We start from the raw sequence: 14,579 nt of genomic DNA on the forward strand, positions 1-14,579 counted from the left end.
GAGCACTTGCGAAACCCATCATGCTTTTGCGCAGACAGAGATGTGATGGGGTTCGCTTCGCTCTACCCATCCTACGCACCGCCTGTTCAGCCGCCGAGGTAAGGTTAATTCTTCCTTTCGATTGTCGGTAAGATTTTATCTATTATCGTCCTGGGCATTCAAGACGAACTCGGGGCTCCGATAGTGTTTGCGTTTTGCTTGATCGTGACTGGAACTGCGTTGCTTCTGTCCGGCCTGGTTGCCTTCGGCCTTCATCGAAACTCGCTGCACTCCTTGGCGCTGCTGTAGCGCGATCGGCACCGAAGTTTCGTAGCCCGGATGGAGCGCGAGCGTAATCCGGGGTAGGAAATGCGGACATATGCCCCCGGATTACGCTTCGCTCCATCCGGGCTACGAACTCGAAGGGCGGCCTACGCCCTCACTACAGGACAAGCCAGCAACGCCGGCAGATCGGCGATGCGATGAAAGACGCCGTGGGAATCGAAGATCACGAGCTCGAGAATTTCAGGCGCATTCATCTCGCAGAGGGCTCCCCATCGCGCATCTGATACGCCGCGACGCGCTCATCGGCCCGGCGCAGCCGCCGGCACAGTTCGCGATTGATGTTCTGCAGGATGATCACATAGGCGCGGATATCGGCCTTGTAGCAGGCGTAGAGTTTTTGGGCCGTCAGCTCGTAGAGCACCGTCGGGCTTTCGGCGACCACGGTGGCGGAGCGGTTCTGCATTTCGATCAGCGTCATCTCGCCGAAGAAATCGCCGGGCTCCAGGGCGGAAAGCGGAATGACGCTGCCCGCGTTCGCCCGTTTGCTCACGGCGAGCCGGCCAGACTTGACGATGAACATCGAGCGGCCCGGCTCGCCCTCGGCGACGACGGTCGCGCCGGTGTCGAAATAGCACTCGACCAGCATCGAGATCAGGAGGTCGAGGCTGGCATCCGACAGGCCGCCGAAGAACGGCGTCGCGAGCAGGAACGCTTTCAGGTCGGGAGCGCTGGCGGTCATCCTGCGAGCATAGCTGTCGCCGCCATCAGCGGCAATCGGCTCGCAGGATAGGTTCAAGCCATGCGGGCGCTATTGCCGCGCAAGGTTCTCGCTCCGCACCATCCGCTTTCGCCAGAGGTCCACCATGACCTTGACGGCGGCCGCAAGCACGGCTGCGCAGAGCACCGCTTTCGAGACCGTCTCCATCGTGCCCTCGATCAGCAGGCAATGCACTACGGCTCCGATCACGATGACGATCGCGAGCGGGATATGGACCGCGCGCCAGGTGCGCAGCCGCAATCCCAGCCGCCGGCGCATGGAAGCGAGAAGCGCGACTGCAAAAATGGCCCACATGGCGATCACGCCGAAGGGGGAGAACGGGGTGGGCGATGAGAAGGTGAGCGCGTCGATCATGTCGGGCGGGCTGGTGAACCAGAGGCCGGCGACATGGATCACCACCGCGAGGATGAGCGCACCACCGATCCAGTGATGGACGCGCCTGCTACGATAGGCCGATAGTCCCGGCAGAACTCCGCCGATCAGCAGGGGTTGAACCAGCACGAGACCGAGGGCGATGATGCCGGCGAAACCGGCGAGGATGTAGACCGGGCCGCGCCATGCGAGCTGTTCGCTTGTCGCCGCGAGCGCGACCGGCACGCCGATGACCAAGGCGAGGGCGGCCCAGATCAAGGGTCCCCGGGCCGATCTCCACGCCTTCCCTTGCAACGCGGTCAGGCCGGCTGAAGCACGAAGTGCGCCTCGAGGCTGGCGTCTTTTGCGCTCCGCATGATCGGCCGCAGGAACACGGTCTTGAACTCGCCGCTGTCATAGGCGAGGTGGCCATGCGGCTGGCCGAAGATCGGAATGATCTGCGGCATCTCGAGCCTGAAGGCGCCGTCCTTGTCGGTGAGCGTGGCGCCGTGACTCTGCGGCTCGTGCTCCTGCCCTTCCACCGTGTGGGCCCAGATCTGGATGCGCTGCCCGGCCAGCGGCGCCCCGTCGCCGGCGCGGCGCACGGTGCCGCTCATCCAGAAGCCGCCCTTGCCGATCCGTTCCACGATCGGCGCGCCCTTGCGATAATTGTTGGCGCCGCCGGTCATGGACTCCGTCGGCGCCAGGCCTTCCGCGCGCGCGGGCAGCAAGAGGCTGGAAGTTCCGGCTGCCAGGACGCCTGATGCAAGCACGGCGCCGCCGCTAATGAGGAGGTTGCGGCGATTGAGTACGACAAGGCTCATGTCTGTCCTCCTGGCAACGGTGGCATTGGTTGGAGCCTACAACAACACACGCGGAACGCCCAGTTGAGACAATGGGCGCCATGGTTCGCAATAACAGGGTTGTGAACGCTGCTCTATCTATTCGGTGCGGTGACACTACATGTGGCTTTCCCGGACGCGCAGATCCCTCCACTTCGGCAGCCACACATGATCCCCTTCTCCGTGCTCGACCTCGCCCCGATCAAACAGGGCTCAGACGCCTCGCAGGCGTTTCGCAATTCGCTCGATCTCGCCCGGCATGCGGAGAATTGGGGCTTCAAGCGGTTCTGGCTCGCCGAGCATCACAACATGACGGGGATTGCGAGCGCGGCGACGTCGGTGGTGATCGCCCATGTCGCGGCTGGCACCAGGACGATCCGCGTCGGCTCCGGCGGGGTGATGCTGCCGAACCATTCGCCGCTGGTCATCGCCGAGCAGTTCGGCACGCTGGAATCGCTCTATCCCGGCCGGATCGATCTCGGGCTCGGCCGCGCGCCCGGCACCGACCAGCTCACCGCGCGGGCGATGCGGCGCGACCTTGCGACGGCTGCCGAAAACTTTCCGCACGACGTGCTGGAATTGCAGGCGCTGCTCGGAGATGTCGAGCCGAACCAGGCGATCCGCGCCGTGCCCGGCATGGGCATGAAGGTCCCGCTGTGGATCCTTGGGTCCAGCATGTTCGGGGCGCAGCTTGCGGCGATGCTTGGGCTGCCCTTCGCATTCGCCTCGCATTTCGCGCCGCAGATGATGATGCCGGCGCTGCGCGAATATCGCGCCCGGTTCGAGCCCTCGGCCCAGCTCGGCAAGCCCTATGCGATGATCGGCGTCAACGTGTTCGCCGCCGACAGCGACCGCGAGGCACAGCGCCTGTTCAGCTCGCTGCAGCAGCAATTCATCAATTTGCGCCGCGGCACGCCCGGCCAGCTGCCGCCGCCGGTCGACGACATGGACGCGCTGTGGTCGCCGGCCGAGAAGGCCGGCGTCGCCCAGTCGCTGGCCTGTTCCGCCGTCGGCTCGCCCGCGGTGGTCGAAGAGAAATTGCAGGCGCTGATCGCCGACACCGCGGCGGACGAGCTGATGACCACGGCCCTGATCTACGATCACGCCGCGCGGCTGCGCTCGTTCGAGATCGCGGCCGAGGTGCGGGACCGGCTGGCCGAACGGTCTACGCCGCCCTGATCGAGTTCAGGAAAGTGGCGACGCCGCGCTTGAGGCGCGCGCTTTCGCCGGCGAGCGATTGCGCGGCCGACTGCACCTGGGCCGAGGCGCCACCGGTCTCCGACGCGCCACGCTGCACGTCGGCGATGCTGGCCTCGACCTGCGAGGTGCCTTCGGCAGCGCGCTGCACGTTGCGGGAAATCTCCTGCGTCGCAGAGCCCTGCTGCTCGACCGAGGTCGAGATCGCCGACGATATCTCCGAGATCCTGCCGATCGTCGCGCCGATCTCCTTGATCGCTGCGACCGAGTCGCGCGTCGCCGACTGGATGTCGGCGATCTGCTGGCTGATCTCGTCAGTCGCCTTCGCGGTCTGCTCGGCCAGCGACTTCACCTCGGAGGCCACCACGGCAAAACCTCGGCCGGCATCACCAGCACGCGCGGCTTCGATGGTCGCATTCAGCGCCAACAAATTGGTCTGGCCGGCGATGGTCTGGATGAGATCGACGACGTCACCGATCCGGCTCGCAGCCTGCGACAGCTCGCTGATACGGCTGTCGGTCTTCTGCGCCTGGCTGACGGCCTCGCCCGCGATCCGAGCCGAAGTCTCGACCTGGCGGGAGATCTCGCCGATGGAGGAGGCCAGCTCCTCGCTGGCTGCGGCAACCGAATGCACATTCGCCGATGCTTCGCCCGACGCCGTAGAAGCGCGGTTCGAGACTTGCGAAACGATGCCGGCCGTCCTTGACAGCGTGGTCGACGATGTTTCGAGCTGGCCAGCGGCCACCGAGACCAGCTCGATGATTTCGCCGACCTCACGCTCGAACTGATCGGCGAGCCGTTTCATGTCGACCTTGCGCGCTTCGCCCTGGCGGTGCTCGGCGACGGCCTGCTCCTCGCGCAGGCGGTTGGCTTCGGTCATCGCGTCGCGGAACACCTGCACGGTGCGCGCCATCTCGCCGATTTCGTCGCGGCGATCGGCATAAGCGACCGGCGCGTCGAGTTGGCCAGCGCTGAGTGAAGCCATGCGCTCCTTCAGCCCGATGAGCGGCTTGACCACGCTGCGGCCGACAGCCCAGGCGATCACGATCGAAATCAGCATCAGGACAGCGATGACGACCGAGGCGGTCTGCACCATCGACCAGAAGGAATTGTCGACCTCGGACATGTATTCGGCCGAGCCGATCATCAGGTTCCAGGGCGCGAAGCCCCGGGTGAAGGCGACCTTATCGAGCGGCGTGGCGTCGTTGCCGCTGCGACGGAACGAATAGCGCAGCGTGCCCTGGCCCTTTTTTGCGAGGTCCATCAGCGCGACCGCGAACAACATGCCGTTGGCGTCTTTGTTCGGACGCATGTCCTTGCCGACGAATTGCGGGATGCCCGGGTTGGAGACGCAGAGGCCCGTCTCATAGTCGTAGATATAGGCGTAGTTGCTGTGGTCTTCGTACCAGACGTAATTGTTGGCTTCGAGGAACCGCTTCTTGGCTTCCTCCTCGGTCATTTGGCCGGCCTTGAAGGTCTTGTAATAGCCATCCGCCAGATTCCAGACGATGTCGACGGCGGCATGCGCCTTCTCGATCCGCTCGGTCACGAGCTGGCCCCGGGCGATCCACAGCACGGTCGAGGCGACCAGCGCCATGCAGACCGCGCCGACCAGGGTCATCAGCGCGAGCTTGGGGCCAATCGAACGGAGCGAAAACAGTGTCCTGAGAGCCGGCATTCTGCCTCTTCGGTGTTGCCGGACAGCGCACACGCGAATCAAGGTGCAGGCCATCCCGAGGTGAGGATGCGCAAATTAGAGGCAATTCGTTAAGGACGCGGTTACGCCGGGAAAATCTGGAAGTGTCGCGGGTGTTACTGCGAGGTTAACTGCGAGCCTCCCGACATGGCGACGAAAACGCTCTAGTCCGGAAAGCCGAACAGCTTCGCCGGATTGTGCACCAGGATCTTCTCCAGCTCGGTCTGATCAGGCGCGTAGCGGTACATCAGCTCGAGCAGATCGGTGTCGTTCGGCGGCTGCTTGACGGAGACCGGATGCGGCCAGTCGCTGGCCCAGACGCAGCGGTCGATGGCGGCCTCGATATAGGTGCGCGCGATCGGGATCACGTCGTCATAGGGCGGACCGGCCTTCGAGGTCTTCTCGCCGAGTGACAGCATCACCCAGAAATTGCCCCTCTTGAGCAGCTCCAGCATCTTGCGCAGGTTCGGATCGCTCTTGCCGGCCTCGGGATCGGGGCGCGCCATGTGGTCGATCAGCACGGGCACGTCGAGATTCTCGTACTTGGCAACGCTGGAGACGATGCCGTCCTTCTCAGGCTGAATCTTGACGTACCAGCCGAGCTCGCGGATGCGGGCGATGGCGCGGGCGAAATCGGCATCTGACAGCACCGCGCCAAGCTCCTGGCGAAAGCTGAAACGCGCGCCGCGCACGCCGGCGTCGTGCAGCTTGGCCAGATAGGCGTCGTTCGCCTCGGCGAACACCAGCGCATTGGCACAGCCTCGATAATTCGGTCCCATTGCGGCGAGGCCGTCGAGCACGACGGAATGGTCGGCGCCGTAGGTCGTGGTCTGCACGATGATGCCGCGCTCGATGCCGAGCGTCTTGTGCATGCGCAACGCCGCTTCCCAGGTCGCCGATGGCATCCGGTACGCCGCACCCGGACGTTCCGGATATTTGTCGATCGGCCCCAGCACGTGAAACTGACTGTCTATCGTCTTCGGCGGCGGAGCCTTGATCGGACGGCGCGGATTGGGATCAAACGGCAGATAGGTCGGCATGCGCAAGAGCTCCCTCAGTCGATCACGGCGGTGAAGTCGCACTGCACCAGTGCGCCGCCATCCATGTTGTCCATCGGCAGCGCGTGGCGCGCCGGGCGCGAATGCTCGTCCGGAAACATTTTCAGCCACTCGACATTGACAGGGCCACGCTGCGAGCGGTCCTTCAGCCACACTGTCATCTTGATGATGTCATCGGTGGTGCCGCCGGCCGCCTCCACCGTCGCCTTCATATGCGCGAACATGTTGGCGCATTGGGCGTCGAGGCTCTCCGGCATCGCGTTGGTCGCGGGATCGCGGCCGAGGATGACGCCCGACATCACGAGATTACCGATGCGGCAGGCATTCGGAATCGGATTGACGTGCTTGAACCCGCCGATATGGACGCTCTTGCGCCGCGATGAGGCTGTCATGGTGCGCTTCCTCCTACGTTTTGGTTCAGACGAACTGGCACGACACCGAGCCGAAGGCGCCGTAGTCGGCATGAAACGTGTCGCCCCGCTTGATATCGACGGGCCGCGTGAACGAACCCGCTAGCACCACCTCGCCGGCCTTAAGATGCTCGTCGTGCGGCGCAAGACGATTGGCGAGCCAGGCGATGCCGTTGGCGGGATGGTTGAGCACGCCGGCCGCAAGCCCTGTTTCCTCGACCTCGCCGTTGCGGAACAACAGCGCGCCGATCCAGCGCAGATCTGCGTCCATCGGGCGGATCGGCCGGCCGCCGAGCACCAGCGCGGCGTTTGCCGCGTTGTCCGAGATCGTGTCCATGACCTTGCGGGTCTTGCCCGTTTCGGGATCGACGCGATGCATGCGCGTCTCCAGAATCTCGAGCGCCGGCGTGACGTAATCCGTAGCGTTGAGCACGTCGAAGATGGTGCAATCGGGCCCGCGCAGCGGCGCCTTCAGCACGAAGGCGAGCTCGACCTCGATCCGCGGCGCATGGAAGCGGTCGAACGGGATCGGCGTCGCGTCGGCATAGAACATGTCGGCGAACAGCACGCCGTAATCGGGCTCGGAGATGCCGACTGCATTCTGCATCGCCTTCGAGGTCAGGCCGATCTTGAGGCCCTTGATGACACGCCCGCGGCCGAGCTGAAGTCTGGTCCAGGCGCGCTGGACGGCGTAGGCATCCTCGATCGTGAACTCGGGAAACTCCTTCGTGAACATCGGGATCAGCCTCTTGGTGCGCTCGGCTTCATCGAGCCGCGCGGCAAGGCGTTCGATCGTGGCAGCGTCGAGCATGGTCTACTGCTCCGCGGCCACGGTGTTGCGCAACACGCCGATGCGGCTGGACTCGACTTCGACGACGTCGCCGACCTTGAGCCAGCGCGGCGGGTCGAAGCGTGCACCCGCGCCGGTCGGCGTGCCGGTCACGATCATGTCGCCGGGCTTGAGCGTGGCGAAGGTCGAGAGATAGGAGATCAGGAAGTCGAACGGGAACATCAGCCGCTCGGTCGTGTCCTGCTGCCGCACCTCGCCATTGACGCGCGTGACGATGTCATGTGGTCCGCGCGGGTCGAGCTCGTCCGCGGTGACGATCCAGGGACCGATGCTGCCGGAGCGATCGAAGTTCTTGCCTTGCGTGACGTTGAACTTGCCGTGGCGCAGCCAGTCGCGAATCGTGCCTTCGTTGCACAGCGTCATGCCGAAGATGTGGGCCCAGGCTTTCTCGCGCGGGATGTGGCGGCCGCCCTGCCCGATCACGATAACGAGCTCACCTTCATAGTCGAGCTGGTCGGAAACGTCAGGCTTCTCCAGCGGCTGGCCCGAGCCCGTCATCGAGGACATGCTGCGCACGAACAGGCTCGGATATTTGGGCAGATCCGAATTGTCCTTATATTCGGCGTTGCGCTCGGCGTAGTTGACGCCGATGCACCAGAGCTTCTCTGGTGCCAGCACCGGCGGAAGCAGCGTCAGTTCGTCCAGCGGGTAGTCCGGCTTTTGTCCGGCCACCGCCTCCTGCGCATCAGCCAGCGCGTTGGCGGCGATCAGCGCCTTGACCTCGGAGAAATCGCGACCGATCCGCCTGGTCAGATCGACGACACCGCCTTCGACCGCCGCGCCATAGCGCGGCTCGCCGTCCACCAGATAGCTCACCAGTCGCATCGTCGTTCTCCTGATGTCTCGAGGCGCGGTCGGAGCTCGCGCGCTCAGTCTTTCGATTTGGGCGTCTGGAAGACGGTGTTCAGCGTCACAATCTCGCCGAGGCGGGCGTAGCGTGGCCCGCCGATCCGGGCGATCGGATCGAGCGCCCTGGTCTCGACCTTGCCGTCATTCACGAGACCGTCGCGCAGGTGGAACATCACGACCTCGCCGACGATCAGCCGGCTGCGGGCATCGCCGAATTCGAGGCACTGCCGGAACACGCATTCCATCGCGACCGGCGCGGCTGCGAGCCGGCTCACCTTGATGCGCTCGCAGGGCAGCGTCTCCAGCCCGAGATGCTCGACCTCGCTGATCTCGGGCGGATGCTCGACCGAGCTGTCATGCACCGCAGACATCAGCGGCGTATCGGCGATGTGGATGACATATTCCTCGGTATCGAGGATATTGTGCGCGGTGTCCTTGTAGTCGGCGCCCTTGCGGCCGACGCTGATGGCGAGCATCGGCGGCTTCTGCGAGACGAAGGTGAAGGCGCTGAACGGTGCGAGGTTGAGCACGCCCGCGCGCGACAGGCTCGTCACCCAGGCGATCGGCCGCGGCACCACGATGCCGGTCATCAGCCGGTAGATGCGTTCCGCGCCGAGTTCGGTGGGGTCGATCCGCATCGCTCAGTCAGCCTTGATGTTGGCCTTGCGGACGACCGGAATCCACTTGGCGTCCTCGCGCTCGAGATAGGCCTTGAACTCGTCCGGCGTCATCGCGACGGCTTCGCCGCCGAGCTTTTCGAACTTGTCGATAACGCCCGGGTCTTTGAGGATCGCGACCAGCGCCTCGTGCAGCTTGTCGACGATGGGCGCCGGCGTGCCGGCGGGGGCGAACAGGCCGGTAAAGGTCTGACCGTCGAAGTCCTTGTAGCCGAGCTCGGCGAAGGTCGGGACATCAGGCAGCGACTTCAGCCGGTGCGGGCTGGTGACGGCGAGCGCGCGGAACAGGCCGGCCTTGATGTGCTGGAGGCTGACCGTGAGCTGGTCGAAGGCGAACTGCACCTGTCCGCCGAGCAGATCGTTGATGGCAGGGGCATTGCCGCGGTAATGCGCCGTGACCCATTGCAGGCCGAGGCTCTCCTGCATGAGCTCGCTGAGCAGATGGTTGGTGGTGCCGGGACCGGGCGAGGCCATGGTCAGCTTGCCGGGTTCGCGCTTGGCGAGATCGATGAATTCCTTGAAGGTATTGGCCTGCACTGACGGATGCACCTCGAGCACCAGCGGCGTCATCGAGATGGTCGAAATGGGCAGGAAATCCCGCTTCCAGACATAGGCTTCGCGCTTGTTGATTTCGGTCGCGAACAGCACCGGACCATTGGCGCCGACGAACAGCGTGTAGCCGTCGGGCGCGGACTTGGCGAAGGCTTCGCCAGCGATCATGCCGCCGGCGCCGGCCTTGTTCTCGATGATGAAGGGCTGACCGAGCTTTTCCTGGAGCTTGTCGGCAATGATGCGCGCCGCGCTGTCGACATTGCCGCCGGCGGGATAGGGCACGATCAGCTTGACGCTGCGCGCCGGCCATTGCTGAGCCGACACAGGCCCCGCCAGCATCGCACCGACAGCGGCGATGGCAATCCAGATTAATCTCATGTTAACCTCCCGGCGGCGCGTCCAATTCCAATTCGATTGCCCTGAGGTCGCGCAAGGCATCTCGACGGGAGCGCAATCTCCAGATGCGCGCTTGTCCTGTCGAGCGAATTGTGGCGTTGTTGTCCATATTATGGACAACAGATCTTCCCCGAAAGCGGCCCGTATTGCGGCGGAACCCCGGCAGGGCGCCCAGGCGATCCGGCGCGCATTGTCGGTGCTGCGCATTCTTGCCGCAGGCCGCGAAGACGGCGTGCCCTTGGCCGAGGTGGTGCGGGCGACCGGCCTGACGCGTCCGACCGTGCACAGGATCGTTCACGTGCTGATCGAGGAAGGCATCGTCGAGCGGCATGACAGGAGCGGCCGCTACGCGATCGGCAACCAGGTGCCGGAACTGGCGCTGGCGCGTCCCCGGCCCTCCCCGCTGCTGGTCGCAGCGGAGCCCTCGCTGAGGCGCGCCTCGACCGAAATCGGCGATACGCTGTTTTTGACGATGCGGACCGGCAACGACACGCTGTGCGTCGATCGCCGCATTGGCGCCTATCCGATCCAGGTGCTGTCGATCGAGGTCGGCGCACGCCGGCCGCTCGGCGTCTCCAGCGCCGGCGTCGCCATCCTCGCCGCACTGCCGGCGCAGGACGCGCGAAAAATCGTCGCGGCGAATGAGAAAAGGTTCGAGACCTACCGGACCGACGCGGCAACGGTGCTCGGCCAGGTCACCGCGGCGCGACGTCGCGGATACGGCATGCGGGAGATCGGCCTCGTGCAGGGCACGAAATCGATCTCGACCTGGATCAAGACAACCGACGGGCGGCCCGTCGCGGCGATGACCGTCTCCGCCGTTCGGACGAGGCTGGGCCCGCGCCGCGAGCAGGAGGTCGCCGAGATCCTGTTGCGCGAGACCCGCGCGATCGAACAGGCGATCGGTGGCTAGCTCGCCTATCCTCAGGCAGGACGAGGAAGCGCACTGCCCTTGCGGCGCTGTCAATGGCTGACTTGATGCTCCGTTTTATGGCACAACGGCCACCCTGACCGACCGACCAACGAGGCCACGCATGCCCGCGCCCAAACCGCCCGCCTTCGAAACCCTGAGCCTGCATGCGGGCCAGCATCCGGATCCTGTCACCGGTGCCCGCGCGGTGCCGATTTACCAGACCACATCCTACGTGTTCCAGGATTCCGATCACGCCGCGGCGCTGTTCAACCTCGAACGTGCCGGCCACATCTATACGCGGATCTCCAATCCGACCACCGGCGTGCTCGAGGAACGGCTCGCGGCGCTCGAGGGCGGCGTGGGCGCGATCTGCACCGCGAGCGGCATGGCGGCGTTGCATCTGGCCATCGCGACGCTGCTCAATGCCGGCGACCATATCGTGGCCTCGAGCTCGCTCTATGGCGGCACCATCAACTTGCTGGCGCACACGCTGCCGCGCTTCGGCATCACCACCACTTTCGTAAAGCCGCGCGATCACGACTCGTTCCGCGCCGCCATCAAGCCGAACACGAAACTCGTAATCGGCGAGACCATCGGCAATCCCGGGCTGGAGGTGCTCGACATCCCGAAGGTCGCGGAGATTGCGCATGATGCCAAGATTCCGCTCCTGATCGACAACACCTTTGCGACGCCCTATCTCAGCCGTCCGATCGAGCTTGGCGCCGACATCGTCATGCATTCGGCGACCAAATGGATCGGCGGCCACGGCATCGCGATTGGTGGCGCCATCGTCGACGGCGGCCGCTTCGACTGGCGCGGCTCGCGCAAGTTCGGCGTGCTCACCGAGCCCTATGGCGGCTATCACGGCATCGTCTTCGACGAGCAGTTCGGCACGGCCGCCTTCATCATGCGCGCGCGCACCGAGGGCCTGCGCGATTTCGGCGCCTGCCTGTCGCCGACCAACGCCTTCCAGCTGCTGCAGGGCGTCGAGACGCTTCCCGTGCGCATGGACCGCCATATGCAGAATACGCATCTCGTTCTGGAGGCGCTGAAATCCAACAAGGCCGTCGACTGGGTGCTGCATCCCTCGCTGGAGAACCATCCCGACTATCAACTTGCCAAGACGCTGCTGCCGCGCGGCGCCGGCTCGATCGTCTCCTTCGGCATCAAGGGCGGCCGGCCTGCGGGACGCAAGTTCATCGAGTCCCTGCGCATGATCAGCCACCTCGCCAATGTCGGCGACGCCAAGACGCTGGTGATCCATCCCGCCTCGACCACGCATCAGCAGATGGATGCCGAGCAGCTCAAGGCCGCCGGCATCGGCGAGGAGCTGGTACGCCTCTCGGTCGGCATCGAGACCGCCTCCGACATCATCGACGATCTGGCGCAGGCGCTGCGCATCTCGCAGAAGGTTTGACACGATGCAGCTCTCCGTCAACGGCACTGATGTGTTCGTCGCAACCGGCGGCCGCGAGTTCGACAAATCACTGCCCACGGTCGTCTTCCTCCACGGCGCCGGCTTCGATCATTCGACCTGGGCGCTGCACACCCGCTGGTTCGCCCATCACGGCTTTGGCGTGCTCGCGCCCGACCTGCCCGGCCACGGCCGCTCGGCCGGGCTATCGCTGGCGAGCATCGCCGAGATGGCCGACTGGACCGCGGCACTCCTCGACGCAGCAGGCAGCCCAAAGGCGCATCTGATCGGCCATTCCATGGGATCGCTGATCTCGCTGGAGACCGCGGCACGCCACCCCGACAAGGTCTCGGCGCTGAGCCTGATCGGCACCGCGGCGACCATGACGGTCGGGCCGGATCTGCTCAAATCAGCCGAAGCCAACTCGCAAGATGCCAATGACATGGTGTCGATCTGGGGCCTCGGCTTCAAGGCCGAACTCGGCGGCAGCCTCGCGCCGGGGCTGTGGATGCATGGCGGCGCGCAGGCGGTGCTCAAACATTGCGAGCCGGGCGTGCTGTTCAGGGATTTGTCGGCCTGCAATGCCTACGCGAATGCGCTTGCCGCTGCCGCGGGCGTGAAGGTGCCGACCACGCTCATCCTGGGCGAACGGGACATGATGACGCCGGCAAAAGCGGGAAAGGCGCTGGCGGCGGCGATCCCGCATGCGAAGACCGTGGTGGTGCCCGGCGCCGGCCACATGATCATGGCCGAGCGGCCCGACGAGTTGCTCGCTGCATTGAAGGGCTGACAGGATCAATTGTCGCGTCAGCGCGTTGCGGTCAAACATCCCTGCGACTCAAAAAGGGAACTCGACCCATGCCAAGACAAGAGATCATTCGCAAAGCCAGGCAAGACAAGCGGGCGGGCAAATCGGCCAGCACGCAAGCCGGCGAATTCGTCAAGGACGAGATCGACAAGATTCGGAAAGGCAAGCACGGCGCGCGCTCCACCAAGCAGGCCATTGCCATTGGCCTGTCCGAGGCGCGTCGCGCCGGCGTCGATCTTCCCCCGCCGCGCAAGGGGCGCACCAAGAAGTCCACACGCAAGAGCGCCAAATATGCCTATGAGGTCGGCCAGGGCAAGCGGACGCCGAAACGCCGGCCACGAGTGTCGCGCGCGGTCGAGAATGTCCTGAAGAAGGAGCCGCGCTCGACCGCGTCGCGGAGCGCGCTGTCGAAGCAGGCCAAGGCCGCCGCGGGCCGGCGAAGCGCCGCATCGCGCTCGGCGGCTGCGCGCAAAGCGAGCCAGACCAAGGGTGCCAAGGTCCGCTCCGCCGCCGCCCAAAAAGCGGCGCGCACCAGGGCGCGCCGCCAGAGTTAAGTCGGGCGCCGCGCCGGGCGAGACTACTCGGCGGCCTCGCTGAGATCGAGCCGGGCTCGCGGTGCCTCGCCGGTCACCACCGAGACACGCTCGCCCCAGCGCTCCTCGGGATAGTAATCCCAGATCGCATGGTGCTGGCTCGCCCAATTGTCCCACACCAGCAGCGAATTCGGCAGCCAGCTGACGCGCGTCTGCAACGCAAGCTGGCTTTCGACATGCCGGAACAAGAGCTGCAGAATGGCGTCGCTTTCCCGCCGCGTCAGTTGCACAATGTGCGAGGTGAACGACGCATTCACATAGAGGAACTTTCGTCCCGTGCGCGGATGGATTGCCACCACCGGATGCTCGGTCTGCGGATAGGTCTTGCCGGGATCGGGCTTCGCACCATAGCCGGCGGTCCAGGCCAGCGCCCCGTCATGGATCGCGGTCAGGCCGTCGAGCAATTGCTTGACCGGATCCGACAGGAATTCGTAGGCGAGATACATGTTGGCGAAGGCGGTATCGCCGCCGAGCGGCGGGGTCTTCGTCACCCGCAGCAACGAATAGGCGATCGGACTGGGATCGCAGGACACGTCGGGATGCCAGCCATCGCCGGCAGTGAAGCGCGAGTCCCGGCCGGTCTTCCATGACAGGAATTCCGGATCGAACGGACCATCGCCCTTAAGCGCGTGGCGGCGAGCTCATGCCGGTGCAAAGACTTGCCGAAGCGGCGCGCAAAGCGCTTATGGTCCTCCGGCGACAGTTTCTGGTCGCGGAAGATCACGGCAAGATTCTCGTCCAGCGCCCGCCTGATCTCGGCGAATTGCGTCTCGCTCACCTCCTTGGAGAGATCGATACCAGAGATCTCCGCGCCGACGGTCGGCGAGAGCTGCCTCACCTTGATCGTCTGGAACGGTTCGCGCTGGTGCGTATTCCACCGTTCGATCGCGAGCTTGTCGTTGAAGTCTCTGTAGAAACTCATACTGCCACT

At 64.9% G+C, this 14,579-nt stretch carries 17 protein-coding genes; 5 read left to right on the forward strand and 12 right to left on the reverse strand.

Annotated features, from left to right (window positions below; all coding sequences use genetic code 11):
- Positions 1 to 514 precede the first annotated feature (514 nt).
- The 3 genes from G8O24_RS20560 to G8O24_RS20570 form a co-directional block, all read right to left on the reverse strand.
- Positions 515 to 1,003, reverse strand: coding sequence for a Crp/Fnr family transcriptional regulator (locus G8O24_RS20560; RefSeq protein WP_188102453.1), 489 nt, complete (start codon positions 1,001 to 1,003; stop codon positions 515 to 517).
- Positions 1,004 to 1,072: 69 nt separating this feature from the next.
- A complete protein-coding gene (locus tag G8O24_RS20565; protein WP_244645921.1) occupies positions 1,073 to 1,672 on the reverse strand; it encodes a ferric reductase-like transmembrane domain-containing protein in 600 nt (199 codons plus the stop codon).
- A gap of 41 nt (positions 1,673 to 1,713) precedes the next feature.
- On the reverse strand, positions 1,714 to 2,217 hold the full coding sequence (locus G8O24_RS20570; RefSeq protein ID WP_188102455.1) for a peptidase associated/transthyretin-like domain-containing protein: 504 nt from the start codon (positions 2,215 to 2,217) through the stop codon (positions 1,714 to 1,716).
- Positions 2,218 to 2,403: 186 nt separating this feature from the next.
- Between G8O24_RS20570 and G8O24_RS20575 the strand changes: the two genes are divergently transcribed.
- Positions 2,404 to 3,414: an LLM class flavin-dependent oxidoreductase gene (locus G8O24_RS20575; RefSeq protein ID WP_188102457.1), complete on the forward strand. Its 1,011-nt coding sequence runs from the start codon at positions 2,404 to 2,406 to the stop codon at positions 3,412 to 3,414.
- Here the strand turns inward: G8O24_RS20575 and G8O24_RS20580 are convergent.
- The 7 genes from G8O24_RS20580 to G8O24_RS20610 form a co-directional block, all read right to left on the reverse strand.
- Complete coding sequence (locus G8O24_RS20580; RefSeq protein ID WP_188102459.1) at positions 3,401 to 5,110, reverse strand: methyl-accepting chemotaxis protein; 1,710 nt, start codon at positions 5,108 to 5,110, stop codon at positions 3,401 to 3,403. The genes G8O24_RS20575 and G8O24_RS20580 overlap by 14 nt on opposite strands.
- A 182-nt stretch (positions 5,111 to 5,292) precedes the next feature.
- Complete coding sequence (locus G8O24_RS20585) at positions 5,293 to 6,168, reverse strand: amidohydrolase family protein (protein WP_188102461.1); 876 nt, start codon at positions 6,166 to 6,168, stop codon at positions 5,293 to 5,295.
- A gap of 14 nt (positions 6,169 to 6,182) precedes the next feature.
- A complete protein-coding gene (locus tag G8O24_RS20590; protein ID WP_188102463.1) occupies positions 6,183 to 6,578 on the reverse strand; it encodes a RidA family protein in 396 nt (131 codons plus the stop codon).
- A gap of 25 nt (positions 6,579 to 6,603) precedes the next feature.
- Positions 6,604 to 7,407: a 2-oxo-hept-4-ene-1,7-dioate hydratase gene (hpaH, locus tag G8O24_RS20595; RefSeq protein ID WP_188102465.1), complete on the reverse strand. Its 804-nt coding sequence runs from the start codon at positions 7,405 to 7,407 to the stop codon at positions 6,604 to 6,606.
- Positions 7,408 to 7,410: 3 nt separating this feature from the next.
- On the reverse strand, positions 7,411 to 8,271 hold the full coding sequence (locus tag G8O24_RS20600; RefSeq protein ID WP_188102467.1) for a fumarylacetoacetate hydrolase family protein: 861 nt from the start codon (positions 8,269 to 8,271) through the stop codon (positions 7,411 to 7,413).
- Between the two features lie 44 nt (positions 8,272 to 8,315).
- Entirely contained in the window at positions 8,316 to 8,933 is a 618-nt protein-coding gene (locus tag G8O24_RS20605) for a flavin reductase family protein (protein WP_188102469.1), read from the reverse strand.
- A 3-nt stretch (positions 8,934 to 8,936) separates the two neighbouring features.
- Positions 8,937 to 9,902, reverse strand: coding sequence for a Bug family tripartite tricarboxylate transporter substrate binding protein (locus tag G8O24_RS20610; protein ID WP_188102471.1), 966 nt, complete (start codon positions 9,900 to 9,902; stop codon positions 8,937 to 8,939).
- Between the two features lie 130 nt (positions 9,903 to 10,032).
- Here G8O24_RS20610 and G8O24_RS20615 point away from each other — a divergent pair, with 130 nt between their 5' ends.
- The 4 genes from G8O24_RS20615 (at position 10,033) to G8O24_RS20630 (ending at position 13,609) form a co-directional block, all read left to right on the forward strand.
- A complete protein-coding gene (locus G8O24_RS20615; protein WP_188102472.1) occupies positions 10,033 to 10,833 on the forward strand; it encodes an IclR family transcriptional regulator in 801 nt (266 codons plus the stop codon).
- Positions 10,834 to 10,954: 121 nt separating this feature from the next.
- Positions 10,955 to 12,250: an O-acetylhomoserine aminocarboxypropyltransferase gene (locus G8O24_RS20620; protein WP_188102474.1), complete on the forward strand. Its 1,296-nt coding sequence runs from the start codon at positions 10,955 to 10,957 to the stop codon at positions 12,248 to 12,250.
- A gap of 4 nt (positions 12,251 to 12,254) precedes the next feature.
- Positions 12,255 to 13,037 (forward strand): alpha/beta fold hydrolase, encoded by a 783-nt coding sequence (locus G8O24_RS20625; protein ID WP_188102476.1) that lies wholly within the window; start codon positions 12,255 to 12,257, stop codon positions 13,035 to 13,037.
- Between the two features lie 68 nt (positions 13,038 to 13,105).
- Positions 13,106 to 13,609, forward strand: a complete 504-nt coding sequence (locus G8O24_RS20630; RefSeq protein WP_188102478.1) for a DUF6496 domain-containing protein — start codon at positions 13,106 to 13,108, stop codon at positions 13,607 to 13,609.
- A 23-nt stretch (positions 13,610 to 13,632) separates the two neighbouring features.
- On the opposite strand, the gene G8O24_RS45180 is transcribed toward G8O24_RS20630, so the two are convergent.
- On the reverse strand, positions 13,633 to 14,181 hold the full coding sequence (locus G8O24_RS45180; RefSeq protein ID WP_311972250.1) for a TauD/TfdA dioxygenase family protein: 549 nt from the start codon (positions 14,179 to 14,181) through the stop codon (positions 13,633 to 13,635).
- On the reverse strand, positions 14,136 to 14,570 hold the full coding sequence (locus G8O24_RS45185; protein ID WP_283815570.1) for a TauD/TfdA dioxygenase family protein: 435 nt from the start codon (positions 14,568 to 14,570) through the stop codon (positions 14,136 to 14,138). Before G8O24_RS45185 ends, G8O24_RS45180 begins: the two co-directional genes overlap by 46 nt.
- Positions 14,571 to 14,579 lie beyond the last annotated feature (9 nt).

This window comes from Bradyrhizobium campsiandrae, assembly GCF_014529705.1.
Taxonomy (GTDB): Bacteria; Pseudomonadota; Alphaproteobacteria; order Rhizobiales; family Xanthobacteraceae; genus Bradyrhizobium; species Bradyrhizobium campsiandrae.

Excerpts from the sequence above, each read along its gene's own strand:
- G8O24_RS20625 (WP_188102476.1), top strand. The coding sequence starts at position 12,255 with ATGCAGCTCTCCGTCAACGGCACTGATGTGTTCGTCGCAACCGGCGGC.
- G8O24_RS20630 (WP_188102478.1), top strand. The coding sequence starts at position 13,106 with ATGCCAAGACAAGAGATCATTCGCAAAGCCAGGCAAGACAAGCGGGCG.
- G8O24_RS20605 (WP_188102469.1), bottom strand. The coding sequence starts at position 8,933 with ATGCGGATCGACCCCACCGAACTCGGCGCGGAACGCATCTACCGGCTG.
- G8O24_RS20590 (WP_188102463.1), bottom strand. The coding sequence starts at position 6,578 with ATGACAGCCTCATCGCGGCGCAAGAGCGTCCATATCGGCGGGTTCAAG.
- G8O24_RS20620 (WP_188102474.1), top strand. The coding sequence starts at position 10,955 with ATGCCCGCGCCCAAACCGCCCGCCTTCGAAACCCTGAGCCTGCATGCG.
- G8O24_RS20570 (WP_188102455.1), bottom strand. The coding sequence starts at position 2,217 with ATGAGCCTTGTCGTACTCAATCGCCGCAACCTCCTCATTAGCGGCGGC.
- hpaH (WP_188102465.1), bottom strand. The coding sequence starts at position 7,407 with ATGCTCGACGCTGCCACGATCGAACGCCTTGCCGCGCGGCTCGATGAA.
- G8O24_RS20560 (WP_188102453.1), bottom strand. The coding sequence starts at position 1,003 with ATGACCGCCAGCGCTCCCGACCTGAAAGCGTTCCTGCTCGCGACGCCG.
- G8O24_RS20610 (WP_188102471.1), bottom strand. The coding sequence starts at position 9,902 with ATGAGATTAATCTGGATTGCCATCGCCGCTGTCGGTGCGATGCTGGCG.
- G8O24_RS20575 (WP_188102457.1), top strand. The coding sequence starts at position 2,404 with ATGATCCCCTTCTCCGTGCTCGACCTCGCCCCGATCAAACAGGGCTCA.
- G8O24_RS20585 (WP_188102461.1), bottom strand. The coding sequence starts at position 6,168 with ATGCCGACCTATCTGCCGTTTGATCCCAATCCGCGCCGTCCGATCAAG.
- G8O24_RS45185 (WP_283815570.1), bottom strand. The coding sequence starts at position 14,570 with ATGAGTTTCTACAGAGACTTCAACGACAAGCTCGCGATCGAACGGTGG.
- G8O24_RS20615 (WP_188102472.1), top strand. The coding sequence starts at position 10,033 with ATGGACAACAGATCTTCCCCGAAAGCGGCCCGTATTGCGGCGGAACCC.
- G8O24_RS20600 (WP_188102467.1), bottom strand. The coding sequence starts at position 8,271 with ATGCGACTGGTGAGCTATCTGGTGGACGGCGAGCCGCGCTATGGCGCG.
- G8O24_RS20580 (WP_188102459.1), bottom strand. The coding sequence starts at position 5,110 with ATGCCGGCTCTCAGGACACTGTTTTCGCTCCGTTCGATTGGCCCCAAG.